The following is a 14217-nucleotide window of genomic DNA, read 5'->3' as shown; positions in this document are numbered from 1 at the left end:
TAATATGCTTTTATAAAATTTTCTTATACAAATACAACCTTGAAAATAATCTTTGCTGTAAATGAACATATTATTAAATGTATGTTCGAAATGTTCATCAATTAAATCTCCCATAAAAGGTTTGATCAAATGATACTTGAAACTTTGAAATTATCCGGTTTATTTATATCCGTATTTATCGTTATGCGTTTGCTTGGCAAAACTCTTTTATCTCAGTGGACCGCCTACGATCTTGTAACCGTTATTTTTTTATCTTATTCAGCACTTGGAGCCGTTAAGATTAAAGGTTTTTTTCATGCGTTACTATGCATTATCTTAATTGGCTTTTTTTATCTGACGCTATCTAGGTTGAGTTTACGTGAAGCACTAACTCGTTTTATTATTGGGGAACCGACCATTTTAATAAAAAATGGAGAGATTATTCAAAAAAACTTAAAACAAATTCGCTATTCGATAACAGAATTATTATCGAGTATTCGCTCTTTTGGATATCCCGATATTCAAGATATAGAATACGCTATCTTAGAACCAAATGGTCACATGAGTGTGATCCCTAAAAGTTATTTACGCACTTTAACACCTAATGACTTAAACATAAAGCCCAAATATCCAGGGTTACCAATAACCGTTATTTCAGAAGGTAGAATTAAACATGAAAATCTTAAATTTATGAGTAAAACGGAAAAATGGTTAAAAAATGAATTAGAAGGTAAAGGATTCCATGACTTTAGAGCTATTTTTTACGCCTATGTTAAAGAGGAGAACAATTCATTAACGGTTTTTCCATATAAGTAAGTTTTTTCAGTTATGAATTGACAATAGCTATACAACATTTGGTTGGTAGACGTCTCTAGCCGAATATATGGTCTTACGAGGTCGTTGGCTTCGTAACGAGCCTCTAGAACGTTTGCTTCATAGTTTACTAGATTTTCCACTGATTTGTTCTCCTTTATGTATGTATGTTTTTCGTGTACCATCACTCCTTACATAGCCCGATCATGTAGTTGACAGGCTATATTCGTCCACTCATCCTACTAGCTCACGGGTTGAATGTCTTTGGCATGGTTAAGATCAAGTTTTTTTCAGTAAAGGTACTCTAGCCCCCTAGGTCCTTAACACTTTTTTCTGCCTCATCTATACTGTTCGACCGCTTAAATAAACTCAAAAAAGTTTTTATATATCATGGAAAGGAAGGTCGCTCATTTCAGCACCCCCCTTTCTTTATAACGTTTTTTATGAGTAATCAAGCTGCTTATGTAAGGCAGTTTTAGCCATTAAATGAGAAAATGGCTTGTTCGATAAAATGAATTCATCTATACAATCTAGATTCGTATTAGATACATGGTCTTCATCTAAAATCTCGACAATAATATAAATGTTAGCCATTTTCTGCTTTGCTAATTGTTTAATCGTTGAAGCAATCAATAAAGTCTTCCCGTCTCCCGCCACCTTATCTATTACAAAATCAGGTGCAAAAATGCAAATAGATTCTGCATGCAGAATATTTGCTCTTTGAAGAGTATCTATTTTCGTTGCATTTCCTTGAACATAGTGAACTTGATCATGTTCTATGGGGGAATCCTTGAATACATCAATTAATATAATATCAATATTTTGATTTTGGACTAAAATTTCTTCCATTGTAATTTTAGCTTTTTGAGACCAATTAATAACAACGATATGATTTTTCCCTTTATAACCCAGGATTTCCGCCTCCTTTAATTCTTCATAATTATTCAGTAAATCTATCCATTTAGCAATGATAATTGCAAAAAAACCTACCCCAACAAGGTACAATATAACAGTATAAAGCCTACCAAAAGTTGTTTTAGGAATATAATCGCCAAAGCCAACTTGGGAAACTGTAGTCATCACAAACCAAAATCCATTAAGAGGATTTTTAAATTCATCCGGCTCAATAATATAAATAATAAATGAACTTAAAATGATGAAAATAACACCTATTGATATTAATTTCCAATGTTCTATATTAATTGTTTTTTTAAGTACTTTTTTTATGAGTGCTATTAACATTTATTGATAGCTCCTTGGAATACCGTTTAATTTAAATTATTGATTTTCCTTTTTTGATTGGTCCTGTTTTTCTTTTCCAAATAAGCTTAACTTACCGTTTGGTTCCAGAAAACCTTCCTGTACTTCAGAAGGAGACCGAAATCCCTTCACTCGTAATTCCTCACTTAATTCATTTTTGCTTATTCTTGCTTTACGCAATCCATTCATAATAATTGATCCATTGTCAATCACCTTAATGGTTTTACCTGCAATAACGCTTTCAAATACGGTGCTTTTAAGAGACAACCAACTAATGATAATTTGAGCGACTACCAGCGCGAAGATAGCGACCACTGAAATCCATGCATTTAATTCTGGGTCTGAAAGTGGTTTAGCAATTAATGCACCAATGGCAATTGCCACAACCAGATCAAAATCAGTTAATCTACCAACAGCTTGACTACCCATCAACCGAAAAGCCGTAAGCCCAACAACAAACATACCTAATGCTTTGGCAAATGAAATAATATATTCCAATGAATCTCTTCCCTTCACTTTTTATCAGTCGATTTCACTTAAGATTACGTTTCGTGGCTTAGCTAACGTGCTTATAGATGGAGAAAACTACCCGTAGCAAGCAAAAAACCTTGCAGCAAAATGATTACAATTTAAGTATTCCCAAAAGATTGTAAAATCACTTGATTATGGCTAGTAAATTTAAAGTCCTTAGATACAAAAAACATAAAAAGGCCTAAAGTATTTTTGTTTCATTTCCAACCATCTGACCTTAAACAATGCTAGAAATTTCAGGGATCTTTTAGTTTTTAAAGTCTACCTCGTAAAAGGTTTCTCTTTTAAAATAATCGAAGAAAATTTTAAACAAAAGAGTCCCTTCGTAGCATTCGCAAAAACGAAGGGGTTTGAAAATGTACAATTATTTTTTGTGCAATTACTCAAGAAGAAAACTAACATTTTATAGTCAAAATACATCAATTGATTCAATGAAAGGATTACGATTTCGTGAATGGAGAAACCACTTCATGTACTTGTTTCATTTGTTCGGCACACCACTTATACATCTGTTTAGCTTGAGCATTTTCAGTATCAAGGGCAAATAACTCCATATCAGCCTGTGCTTTTTTAATGCTTGCTTCAAGCAGTGGCAATTCAGTTGGCTGCGGCACTTGAAGAATATCATCAAATAAATCAAATGTTAATTGCCCATATTCATCAATTTGCGCCAAAAATACATTTTCAACAATGGCATCCATTTTCTCAAGCTCTGTTTTTAGCCATTCTTCACTTAATCCCCGTGTTGACATAGGTTCATGAAGAATTTTCCCGTCCATAATAACCGTCTCAGGTTCTTTAATGGGGGGAACCTGATGGTGCAACATTTTAGCTGTTATCGGTTGTTGTTCTTTTTTTACGAGAACATTTAACTCGCCATTCCCCTCAAGAACAGCAAACTCAACATCGGCAACTTGAAACACTTGTTTCGTACGAAGTTTCCGTAATAACTCGTCAGTTGTTAAATGCTGTTTCTTCATATTGTCCTCTAGAATTTTTCCATCCTTCATAATAGGGATCCCTTTCCCATAAATAGCGGACCGGAATGTTGCATTTTTCAAGCTAAACATCAGGATACCAAATGCTCCCCCTGCCCAAATAACAAGAGCTACTATCAGGTACGAAATAGGAATTGATAATTGAATTGAGCCAATTGCTAAAATGACGGCAACTGAGGCAATAAGACCAAATTCTAATTGCGATGTCTCACCGATAGGTTTTCGGGCAAATAAACGAGCAATAGCGAGAAACAATAAAAGCCCAACAAAACTACGAAGTGCAACCTCTATCCACCCTTGCATCTAAATCCCTCCTTTTACGTTTGTTGATACTCGGGCTCTTCAAACTCAATTTGACCCTTCCTTTTCTGTATTTCTTTAATGACCGTCCTTGTTTTTAATGCGCTTTGATGAAATGCTTCCCTTGCTTCTCGCTCCTTGGTTTTTACTGCTAGCGATGAAAGGATGGCGTCAATTGATTGTAATGAAATAAGTAACCCTTGAACCTGACTTGCTACTGTCATAATTCCAAATCTCCTTTATCCTTTTGGTTTAAATACAAGGGAAGCGATAAATCCAAAAATGATCGCTGCTGATATCCCTGCACTTGTCACTTCAAATATTCCTGTTAATACACCTACCAAACCATTCACTTCTGCTTCTGCCATCGCCCCGTGTACAAGTGAATTACCAAAACTTGTTATAGGAACTGTCGCACCAGCACCCGCAAAGTCAATTAATGGTTCATACAACCCAAAACCGTCTAATATAGCACCACTAACAACGAGCGTACTCATCGTGTGAGCAGGCGTTAGTTTCAACACATCCATTAAAATTTGTCCAATAACACAAATCAAACCACCGACAACAAACGCAGATAAGAAAATCATGACTGTCCACCTGCCTCGATCGAAACAGCATGAGCGATACAAGGAATTGTTTCTTGTTGCTGAAAAGATAGCGGTGAAAGTAACGCCCCTGTTGCAACAATCAAAATTCTTTTTAATTCTCCACGTTTTATTCGATTTAATAAATGCCCATACGTTACAGAAGCCGAGCATCCTGGACCACTTGCCCCAGCTAAGACTGGCTGTCCATCTCGGTAAATCATGAGGCCACAATCTTGAAATGTATTTTCGGGCACATCTAAGCCTTTTTGTTTTAAAAGCTCTTTTGCGATTGGAAGACCAACTTCCCCTAAATCTCCTGAGGCAATTAAGTCATAATGATCTGCTGGGAGATTACGGTCTCTAAAATGAGAGATAATTGTATCAGCAGCAGCTGGTGCCATTGCCCCTCCCATGTTAAACGGATCAGATAAACCCATATCAATTACTTTGCCGATTGTTGCGGAAGTCACAATAGGACCATTGCCCACATTTGAAACAACAGCAGCGCCCGAAGCTGTAACTGTCCATTGGGCTGTTGGTGGTTTTTGTCCACCGTATTCAGTAGGATAACGAAATTGTTTTTCCGTTGCCGCATTATGACTAGAGGCCGCGGTGACAATCCGCTCTGCTCCGTTAGCGTTTATAATAAAGGAGGCAAGTGCTAAGCCCTCCATCGATGTGGAACATGCACCAAATAGACCTAAATAAGGAATAGCCAATGTTCGGCTTGCAAAGCTAGAAGGCGTAAGCTGGTTAATTAAATCACCTGTAAACATGAATTGAATATCTTCATTTCTTAACTCTGCTTTTTCAATTGCTCTTGTAACCGATTCTTCCAATAACACTTTTTGTGCCTTTTCATAAGAATCTTGTCCGAGCCATAAATCCTCATGTAATAAATCAAAATCGTCTGCTAATTTCCCGTTAGCTTCAAAAGGTCCACCAACAGTTCCCGTTGAAAGAATGACAGGATGATTTTCAAATTCCCACGTTTGATGACCTTTTAGCATTTTATAACCCTCCCCACTTTACAAGTATGGTTTTAATGATCGCAATAAAAAAGGCAGCAACTGTACCAAAGACAATAACGGACCCAGCTAATTTGAACATTTTCCCACCTACACCGAGAACATACCCTTCTGTCCGGTGTTCAATCGCTGCTGAAGCAACTGAATTCGCAAATCCCGTAACCGGTACGGCTGTGCCAGCACCAGCAAATTGTGCAAATCGATCATACACACCAAAACCAGTTAACAGAACAGATAGTAAAATCAAAGTGGCAACAGTTGGATCTCCTGCTGTTCGTTGTGTAAAATCAAAAAACGTGTAATAAAACACATGCAAGCCTTGTCCAACTAAACAGATAGCACCACCAACAAAAAAAGCTCGAATACAGTTTTTCCCTACTGGTCGTTTCTTTTCATATTTACTTGCTAATGTTTGATACTTTTCTTGTGCAGGAGTAACATTTTTCTTTTTACTTGTAGACATTTGCTTATCACCTCTTAGCCTTTCATCATTTCATCAAGTTTGTTTAACCTTTGCTTTAATCGTTTTTCACTTATGGTTCTTTTTTTCAACTCTTGTTCCAATTTTTCTAATTCCATAAAGATTTTTTGATCTGTTGAAACATGTACAGTTGCATCCGGATACCGCTTTTTCACATGATCATGACTATATTTACGAATTTCCTTTAACCTGAAACGGTCAAAATGTTTAACTTTTGGAGCCATGTAAATATTGTTATCAGCCGATACTCCCTTCACCTCAATGACTTCCTCCATTGAGAGGATTATTTTTTTCGCTTCATCAGCTTGTTCTTGATTGACTACGACGTTCGTTGAAAGTTGTAAAGGCTTAATATCTTGTTGGGGTTCTGCCATTTGACAGCCAGATAAAATGTATAATATTAGTAATCCTTGAATGATCGATTTCATGGATAGCTCTCTCCTTTTCAGTAATTATGTACAACTGACACGAGTCAAAAAAGACTCGTGTCACTAAGAAACTTTATTGTTTATATTGCGGCTCTTCTTCTTCAATTTGTTGTAAACGCGGATTTAACCCATCAACAACTCCTTGTGTTTGCTGAGCCATTTGTTGAAAAAGTTGTTTAGCTTGTTGATTTTCTGTCTCAAGAGCAAATGTTTCTAAACTTGCTTGAGCACTTTTTAAGCCCGCTAATGTTTGTTTCATTTTCGCTGCGACTGTCATGATTAAATCCCCCTAAAGTATCGAATGACGAAGGTAACCTTCAATTATAGAATGATGAAAAACCAAAAAAACTATTTGCTACAAAATTTGTAAGTTTTCTCTTCACTGTGATAGTTAATGGAGGACCAATCCTTGTTGTTAGCATTAACTTTAGTTTTATTCGCGATTCACTTAACTGTCGTAATTATTTTCTTTCATTATCAACGTAAGACAAATCAAACCCTCTTTCTCATACAAACAAATATAAATAAATTATGAGAACACAAATGAAAATAGCGACTATCTAAAACTAAAATTGTTAGATCTTATCCTTGCTTATCAATTACGAGAAGCTGTAGCGAAACAACAAGTTGATATTCATTCAAAATCAACAGAAGATTTACCTTTAAACCTTCCTATTAGTGATTTTAGAACTCGCTAACTTATTTACAGCTAAACAAGTCTTGATCATTAATCAATACTGGTCTGCAGTCGGTAATTATTTGCTAACACATTGGACCACCCGAGAAGGCAAGATAAAGACCATCTCTAAAGGACGAGCAGATGACCTTCATTCCGAACTCGGAAAACTGCACCATTCATCCCAAATACTTGTTAAACAGTTAGACCTTTGGCTTGCTCAACTAAATTCTCCCTCATAAACCATTGTCTTTTCGTTCAAACTAAAAAGAAATGTAAGATAAAAATAGAGGGGTACCACTGTGAATACTAATTTTCTTTCTTTAACGTTGGAGCTATTAATCGGTTTTTTTGCACTTCTTATCATGACGAAAGTGCTTGGAAAAAATCAAATTACGCAATTGACACCTTTTGATTTTATCTCAGCACTAGTATTAGGTGAACTAGTCGGGAATGCCATTTATGACAAAGACATAGGTATATATTATGTTCTATATGCCGTGTTTATTTGGGGTTCTTTAATCTATGTAATAGAGATGATTACTCAGAAAATTAGAGCTTCAAGACCATGGTTAGAAGGAACTCCTACGCTCATAATCTCAAAGGGAAAAATTCAATTCAACGAATTACGAAATAATAAGTTGGATCTTGATCAACTCCTACACCTACTAAGAGACAAAGGTGTTTTTTCCATAAGAGAAGTAGAATACGGAATTCTTGAAACCAATGGGGCAATAAATGTTTTGCGTAAACACCCCTATGAAATACCGATAAATCGTGATTTGCATATAGCTCCAAAGTCAGTTGGGTTTCCTATTTTACTCATACTTGATGGGGAAATTATCCATGAAGGCTTAGCTAAATTAAACAAAGAAGTATCTTGGCTAAAGGACGAATTGTTTAATCTTGGTATTCCAGGTCCCTCAGATGTCTTATATGCCGAATGGTTAGAAGGAGAGGGGTTTGAAATTCAAACGTACTAATTGTATAGAAAGGGGGTAATAAGATGAGATCAATTATTGTATGGATTTTCATTGGCTGTCTACTTGTAGGATGTGGTGACAGCCGTCCTGAAGGAGCAACTCTAGTACAGTCAACAAAGGCTGACCCACTAAACGAAAAAAATGTGATCGTTGTTTTAATTGACTCCATGACAAAACCAGTTATTGAAGAGGGCATCAATAAAGGTTCACTTCCTGCTTTAACGTATTTAATGGAAAGAGGATCCGTTCATCATGATTTAGTAGCTCCTTTTCCATCCATGTCTGTACCGATTGAAACGACGATAATAACAGGAACATCACCAGCAGAACACCAAATTCCTGGTCTTGTTTGGTACGATCCAAAAGCCGACACGATCATTAATTACGGTTCAACTCTAGTTAAGTCTTGGAAATTAGGCATGAATGATACGTTAATGAATTCACTTATTCATTTAAATACGAACCATATTTCACCGCAGGTAGAAACCATTTATGAAAGACTCAATCAAAAAGGATATTCAACAGGAGCGGTCAATATGCTTGCTTATCGCGGAGACCAAACTCATGAAATTGCCCTCCCGACGTATATGAAATCCCTCCTCCACTTAACAAATAAAATGGAGACAAAAGGACCTGACCTCTTAGCACTTGGACAAGCAGTTCAACCTAAATTGATTCAAGGTACGAATGTTAATGATAGCTTATATCAACGTTTCGGCTTGAATGATTCCTATTCAGCAGAAGTAGTGGAAAAACTTATTAAAGGAAAACAACAACCTGATTTTTTAATGGTGTTTTTTCCTAATTATGATAAAGATGCTCATCAACACGGCCCCGTCAGTATTGAATACTTTGCGAACACCGATTTCCATTTGCAAACGATACTCAATGCATACGATAGTTGGGATAAAGCACTAGAAGAAAACATCTTTGTCGTCATGGGGGATCACGGTCAAGATTTACTAGTAGATAAAAAAAGGGATGCAGCAATTGAACTAAAACCATTGCTTGATCCATTAATTGTTGCTCCCCTTCTTGATGAACCGAGCAGTGGAGATATTGTTATCGCAAACAATCATCGTTCAGCTTATTTGCATCCTACGACAGAGGCTGTTCATTACCTAGATATTGCTAATAAACTTCAGTTTGATTCACGAATTGATCACCTTGCATGGCTAGACGGAGATGAACTCGTCATATACCAAGTTGGCACAGAAGGCGTTCTTCAGGTGAGAGAAAATGGCGAATGGAAGGACAGTTACGGACAGTCATGGACAATTAACGGTAATCACAAAATTGCCGACATTACATTAAACGAAAATCAAACCATTACATTTGGGAATTATCCGGATATTTTCCATCAATTATATGGTGCTCTTAACAGTCATAGTTCAGCTATGGTTGTAACAGCTCGACCAGGTCATGTCATCAGTTCTGAAGGTTCGCCCGTTCATAATGGTGGCGGAGAGCATGGAGGATTACACAAAAATGATACACTAACCTCTATTATTATTGCCGGAACAGATCGGCAACTTGAAGATCATCGGATGGAGGCTTTAAAGAGATTTTTCATTGACTTGCTTGAGGAACAAAGCTGATTTGAGTCGAAGGAATATAGGATAAAATTTGTTGTGTGTAGACAATAACTCGTTAAGCTAGCTAAGAGTTATTTATTCATAGCTAGCTTGACTTCTTTACTTATTTCATTTATTTATATGTTTTCCATCTTAGTTGACGCGCTTCTAAATAACGTTTTTCGACTTCGGTCCAGTTTACGACATTCCACCAATTAGAAATATATGGTTTTCTTTCATTTTTGTATTGCAAGTAATAGGCATGTTCCCACACATCTAGTACAAGTAGAGGGATGACATCTTGTTGACTGAGGTTCTGATGTTTTTCCGCCTGTAAGATTTCAAGACGGTGGGTACGAGGTGACCAAACCAACAAAGCCCACCCGACAGCTTCCACTTCCTCTGCAGCTTTAGAAAAATGCTCTTTCATCTTTTTAAAGTTACCGAAATCCCTATTGATTTGAGCTGCCAGTTCCCCACTCGGCTGACCGCCACCATGCGGACTCATGATATACCAAAAAATAGTGTGTAAATAGTGCCCTGCTCCATTAAAGGCTGCTTCTCTTTCCCAGTGCTTAATTAAATCATAATCGTTTTTTCTCCGAGCTTTCTGCATCTCATTTTCAGCTTTATTTAACCCGTCCACATAACCTTGATGATGTTTACTATGATGTAATCGCATAATTTCTTCAGAGATATAAGGTTCTAATGCATTATAGGCATATGGTAATGGAGGTAACTTGTGACCACCAATTGGGACAGGTTCTAAATCTTCTCCTCTTCCCTCGGAACGCGTTGCAGGCTCAAGTTCACACCAATACTCGTATACCTTTGTTGCTAACTCATCTAATTGATTTATTCGTTCTTGTTCAGAGCCACGACTGGCCCCATGCTCAAGTTCATTTAATAATGTAACTAACGCACCAACAAAAGGTTTTATTTTATGATAGTCTACCTGTGCTTCAATCACTGACCCCTGCTGATTCCAAGCGTCTTTAACTTCCTTCGCCCATTCTAAAATAGCTCTTTCCTGTTTATTCACTTGAACTCCTCCTCATCTCACTTAGCAGTAACATGTTATCCTATGCAAGATGAATGTCTATCTGTGCCTTAGCATTCTCTGGAAATCGGCTATTTTTCATCCTTTTTCACTGAGAGAGAATGATCAATTTTTAAAATAAACTAAAAAGCTGATGAACATTGTTTGTCCACCAGCATTGTCTTGCTTATTCTGTTTCAAGGGTTGCTTCAAACTTCTTAAAGAAAAGATCAGCCTCATCCTCTAACGAAGACTCATCGATATTTTCTGGTAACGGAGGCAGTTCCTCTAAATCTTTTAATCCAAAATGATCTAAAAAGAATTTAGTCGTACCATATAAAATAGGCCTTCCTGGACCCGGAGCCCGGTCTACTTCTTTAATCAGCAATTTAGAAGATAAAGAATGAATCGCCCGATCCGATTTCACACCGCGTATTTCATCAATTTCCATACGGGTAATCGGTTGTCGATAAGCTATAATTGCCAAAGTCTCTAGTGCAGCCTGAGATAAACTTGAATGCAACGGCGAAGCTGCCATTTTTTTGAAATAAGGTGCATGTTCAGGCTTTGTAGTTAACCGAAACGCACCGGCAACTTCAACAATTTGCAAACCCCGTTGTTGTTCTTTAAATAACAATTGCAGGGAGTAAATAACATCTGAAATAGTTTCAGGTTCTATCTCTACAATCGTTGCCAGGTCAGCTGGCGTCAATCCTTCATCTCCTGCCACAAATAACAATCCCTCAATTGTTGCTTGAAGCTCTTGCACTGTCAATGTGGACTCCCTCCTCTATTCTGTAGATCATGATGTCTGAAAAATTCATCATCTGCTCACAACGAATGGCTTTCGTTTTCATTAATTCCAAAATAGCCAAAAAACTTACGACAACATGTCCTCGCTCAGGTACCGGAAATAAATCATAAAAACGACAAAACCCTTTGAATCTATCTAGTTCCGTTAAAACTTCTTGCATACGTTCTTCAATTGAGTACTCCTGACTTTTAACCGTTGTCATCCGTGGAGCTTTTAACTCTTTTCGCTTTAACAATTTTTGATAAGCACTGAGCATATCAAACAGAGACACACCTTGAATAGCAATATCTCTTCTTTCTTCTTCAGTTATAAAGGGATCAAGGTCTTCAGGTGGACGTGTATGTACCAAACTTCGCTCTTGTTCCTTTTCCTTCAATTCTGTTGCCGCTTCCTTGTATTTTCTGTACTCAATTAATCTAAATATAAGCTCTTCCCGAGGATCTTCTTCTTCCATTTCCCAATCATCATCAAAAAGCTCCTCCTCTTGTTTTGGGAGAAGCATCTTGCTTTTAATAGCAAGAAGCGTTGCCGCCATAACCAAGTATTCACTGGCTACATCAAGTTCTAATTCTTGCATAGCATGTATATAGGTTAAGTATTGATCGGTAATAACAGCAACTGGAATATCGTATATATCAACCTCAGCTTCATTAATTAAATGCAATAGAAGATCTAAAGGACCTTCAAACAAATCGAGCTTTACACTATAGGGATTCATCCTACCACCACTAGCATTTAAAATTTACACTAGATGAAATTATACCACAATTTAATTTAGTCGGATATCAAACAAGTAAACATTACATAATTATGATAAACTAGATTTAGTTAAATGAGAAAAGGAGATTTCTTCATGTATCCAACAGCTTATTTAGATTACATTATCTATTTTCATGTTGACCGTGATTACTTTGAATGCCACGAAGTATTAGAGGAACATTGGAAACAACAGCCTGTAACTACTCGGCAAGCACATTGGATTGGATTAATTCAAATCGCTGTTGGGTTGTATCATCATAGAAGGAAGAATTACACCGGAGCTTTACGAATGTATAACAAAGCTAAGCAGGCATTAGCACTTCAATCTACTGCGATTAGTAATCTTGGACTTGATGTAGTTGAACTTGAAAATGTATTAAACAAACAGATTAAGCTTGTAAAAACTCCAAAAGAACCATTTTATGATTTCAATTTACCAATAAAGGATTCACAGTTATTAGATGCTTGTTTAAAAAGATGTGAGGAAGTCGGAAGAAAATGGCAAATTTTAACCTCTCCCGTTTTAAACGAATCCCTAATTCACAAACATCTCAAAAGGAATCGCAAAGATGTGATCAATGAACGTCAGCGCCAACTTCAATTAAGACAACAAAAAAGGCAGTGAGGGAACATCCTCAATGCCTTTCGAGAAGAATACGAACTGGCCTTCTCCCATTTTTAACTAGTTTTTCCATCTTCCATACAAGCCAATACAAAATTCTTTGTTTCTTTTGTCGGCTTTAATTCACATGGAATTATACTTTTTAATTCATATAAAATCATTTTGCCGATCCCTTCTTGTCTAAATGAAGGGTTCACACATAAGTGCTGTAACAACGCAACATCATTCTCAATTGAAATTCCGACAATCCCAACAAAATCATCTTCTTTCCATAAGTAAAGCTTCCAATCTGGATCATTTTCATATCGCTCAATCGTCTTCTGAAGTTTTTTGACATCTTTCTCTTTTGGCATAAAAGAAAGAAGTCCCATTGCAATTTTTTGATTAATCGTTTTATAAGCTACAAGCATGTTAAACCTCTCACGTTTCTAACCCTTACTGGGCTGATTTCGTATGCGCTTTCACCGTTTTCCATTTTACCATATTTCATTAGATTTGGTCTCTTTTCTTTCACATTTATGTTTACCTAGTTTACCATATGCTAAAAATGACTAAAACGTTTCTCTCCGATCTTAAGATGAGCAAAGTAATTAATCTGGGATATGCTTCTAGATTAACTAAGAAAAAGAGATGCTAAGCCTAAGCTAATGCATCTCTTTTTACTATCGTACTGCCATATGTGCCGAAACCCCACGAGCTATACTTTGTTTCATTTCCTAGTTATTAGTTCTCGAAACTTCTTCCTAAGTTCGCCATTTCAATAGCAGCTGTAGCTGCGTCCCATCCTTTATTACCAGCTTTTGTTCCAGCTCTTTCAACAGCTTGTTCAATGGTATCTGTCGTAAGAACACCAAAAATAACTGGTTTTCCAGATGATAACGAAAGAGATCCCACTCCTTTTGCCACTTCACTACATACAAAGTCAAAATGTGGTGTTGCCCCACGAATCACCGTTCCTAACGTAATAACCGCATCATATTTATTAGTATCCAACATCTTTTTTGCTGCATATGGAATCTCAAAAGCTCCAGGTACCCAAGCTACATCTACATCTTCTTCTTTAATACCATGACGCTTAAGCGCATCTTGTGCTCCACCTAGTAATTTGCTCGTAATAAACTCATTAAATCGACCAACTACAATTCCTACTTTTAAACCTGTTGCTACTAAATGTCCTTCATATACATGTCCCATTTTATTTCCTCCTCGATTGTTTTCCAATTTTTAATGTGTAAATAATGTAGCTATGTAGTTGTTTTAATCCATAACAACATCGCTTCGAGTTATCCAAAAAGGTAAAGTTCGACCTTTTTGTTGAATTAATTTGCGATGGCTTCTCTCA

General features: G+C 36.7%; 18 protein-coding genes. 4 read left to right on the top strand and 14 right to left on the bottom strand.

The window, feature by feature from the left end:
* The first annotated feature begins 129 nt into the window (after positions 1–129).
* The gene (locus LDX58_RS07020; protein WP_227936121.1) at positions 130–795 is read left to right on the top strand and encodes a DUF421 domain-containing protein; all 666 of its coding nucleotides are present in this window, start codon (positions 130–132) and stop codon (positions 793–795) included.
* A gap of 438 nt (positions 796–1233) precedes the next feature.
* Here LDX58_RS07020 and LDX58_RS07015 read toward each other — a convergent pair whose 3' ends face one another.
* The 9 genes from LDX58_RS07015 to LDX58_RS06975 all read right to left on the bottom strand — a co-directional run bounded on the left by LDX58_RS07015 (position 1234) and on the right by LDX58_RS06975 (position 6685).
* Positions 1234–2034 carry a potassium channel family protein gene (locus LDX58_RS07015; RefSeq protein ID WP_227936120.1) on the bottom strand — a complete coding sequence of 267 codons (801 nt, stop codon included), beginning with the start codon at positions 2032–2034 and terminating at the stop codon, positions 1234–1236.
* Positions 2035–2070: 36 nt separating this feature from the next.
* Positions 2071–2550, bottom strand: a complete 480-nt coding sequence (locus tag LDX58_RS07010; RefSeq protein ID WP_227936119.1) for a DUF421 domain-containing protein — start codon at positions 2548–2550, stop codon at positions 2071–2073.
* Positions 2551–3023: 473 nt separating this feature from the next.
* Complete coding sequence (locus LDX58_RS07005; protein WP_227936118.1) at positions 3024–3884, bottom strand: DUF421 domain-containing protein; 861 nt, start codon at positions 3882–3884, stop codon at positions 3024–3026.
* A 14-nt stretch (positions 3885–3898) separates the two neighbouring features.
* A complete protein-coding gene (locus LDX58_RS07000) occupies positions 3899–4105 on the bottom strand; it encodes a DUF1657 domain-containing protein (protein WP_227936117.1) in 207 nt (68 codons plus the stop codon).
* A 15-nt stretch (positions 4106–4120) separates the two neighbouring features.
* A complete protein-coding gene (spoVAE, locus tag LDX58_RS06995) occupies positions 4121–4471 on the bottom strand; it encodes a stage V sporulation protein AE (RefSeq protein ID WP_227936116.1) in 351 nt (116 codons plus the stop codon).
* On the bottom strand, positions 4468–5481 hold the full coding sequence (gene spoVAD, locus LDX58_RS06990) for a stage V sporulation protein AD (RefSeq protein WP_227936115.1): 1014 nt from the start codon (positions 5479–5481) through the stop codon (positions 4468–4470). The genes spoVAE and spoVAD overlap by 4 nt, the downstream gene beginning before the upstream one ends.
* Before the next feature lies 1 nt (position 5482).
* Positions 5483–5962 carry a stage V sporulation protein AC gene (gene spoVAC, locus LDX58_RS06985; protein WP_227936114.1) on the bottom strand — a complete coding sequence of 160 codons (480 nt, stop codon included), beginning with the start codon at positions 5960–5962 and terminating at the stop codon, positions 5483–5485.
* 14 nt (positions 5963–5976) lie between these two features.
* Positions 5977–6408, bottom strand: a complete 432-nt coding sequence (locus LDX58_RS06980) for a YhcN/YlaJ family sporulation lipoprotein (protein WP_227936113.1) — start codon at positions 6406–6408, stop codon at positions 5977–5979.
* A 73-nt stretch (positions 6409–6481) separates the two neighbouring features.
* Positions 6482–6685 carry a DUF1657 domain-containing protein gene (locus tag LDX58_RS06975; RefSeq protein ID WP_227936112.1) on the bottom strand — a complete coding sequence of 68 codons (204 nt, stop codon included), beginning with the start codon at positions 6683–6685 and terminating at the stop codon, positions 6482–6484.
* A gap of 701 nt (positions 6686–7386) precedes the next feature.
* On the opposite strand from LDX58_RS06975, the gene LDX58_RS06970 reads away from it, so the two are divergent.
* Both LDX58_RS06970 and LDX58_RS06965 read left to right on the top strand, forming a co-directional pair.
* On the top strand, positions 7387–8067 hold the full coding sequence (locus LDX58_RS06970) for a DUF421 domain-containing protein (protein ID WP_227936111.1): 681 nt from the start codon (positions 7387–7389) through the stop codon (positions 8065–8067).
* A 23-nt stretch (positions 8068–8090) separates the two neighbouring features.
* Complete coding sequence (locus LDX58_RS06965) at positions 8091–9665, top strand: alkaline phosphatase family protein (protein ID WP_227936110.1); 1575 nt, start codon at positions 8091–8093, stop codon at positions 9663–9665.
* A gap of 109 nt (positions 9666–9774) precedes the next feature.
* Here the strand turns inward: LDX58_RS06965 and LDX58_RS06960 are convergent, their stop codons facing one another.
* The 3 genes from LDX58_RS06960 to LDX58_RS06950 all read right to left on the bottom strand — a co-directional run bounded on the left by LDX58_RS06960 (position 9775) and on the right by LDX58_RS06950 (position 12212).
* Positions 9775–10683 (bottom strand): superoxide dismutase, encoded by a 909-nt coding sequence (locus LDX58_RS06960; RefSeq protein ID WP_227936109.1) that lies wholly within the window; start codon positions 10681–10683, stop codon positions 9775–9777.
* A 184-nt stretch (positions 10684–10867) separates the two neighbouring features.
* Positions 10868–11455, bottom strand: a complete 588-nt coding sequence (gene scpB, locus LDX58_RS06955) for an SMC-Scp complex subunit ScpB (protein ID WP_227936108.1) — start codon at positions 11453–11455, stop codon at positions 10868–10870.
* Positions 11424–12212: a segregation/condensation protein A gene (locus LDX58_RS06950; RefSeq protein ID WP_227936107.1), complete on the bottom strand. Its 789-nt coding sequence runs from the start codon at positions 12210–12212 to the stop codon at positions 11424–11426. Before LDX58_RS06950 ends, scpB begins: the two co-directional genes overlap by 32 nt.
* Before the next feature lie 135 nt (positions 12213–12347).
* Between LDX58_RS06950 and LDX58_RS06945 the strand changes: the two genes are divergently transcribed.
* Positions 12348–12878 (top strand): DUF309 domain-containing protein, encoded by a 531-nt coding sequence (locus tag LDX58_RS06945; protein ID WP_227936106.1) that lies wholly within the window; start codon positions 12348–12350, stop codon positions 12876–12878.
* A 53-nt stretch (positions 12879–12931) separates the two neighbouring features.
* Here LDX58_RS06945 and LDX58_RS06940 read toward each other — a convergent pair whose 3' ends face one another.
* Both LDX58_RS06940 and ribH read right to left on the bottom strand, forming a co-directional pair.
* Positions 12932–13285 carry a GNAT family N-acetyltransferase gene (locus LDX58_RS06940; protein ID WP_227936105.1) on the bottom strand — a complete coding sequence of 118 codons (354 nt, stop codon included), beginning with the start codon at positions 13283–13285 and terminating at the stop codon, positions 12932–12934.
* Positions 13286–13598: 313 nt separating this feature from the next.
* On the bottom strand, positions 13599–14069 hold the full coding sequence (gene ribH / locus LDX58_RS06935) for a 6,7-dimethyl-8-ribityllumazine synthase (RefSeq protein ID WP_227936104.1): 471 nt from the start codon (positions 14067–14069) through the stop codon (positions 13599–13601).
* Positions 14070–14217: the final 148 nt, after the last annotated feature.

The sequence above is a fragment of the Alkalihalobacillus deserti genome (assembly GCF_020734105.1).
GTDB classification, from domain to species: Bacteria; Bacillota; Bacilli; order Bacillales; family Bacillaceae_D; genus Halalkalibacter; species Halalkalibacter deserti.
The sequence above is the reverse complement of the archived record's forward strand: the minus strand, read 5'-3'. Positions and strand labels throughout refer to the sequence as shown.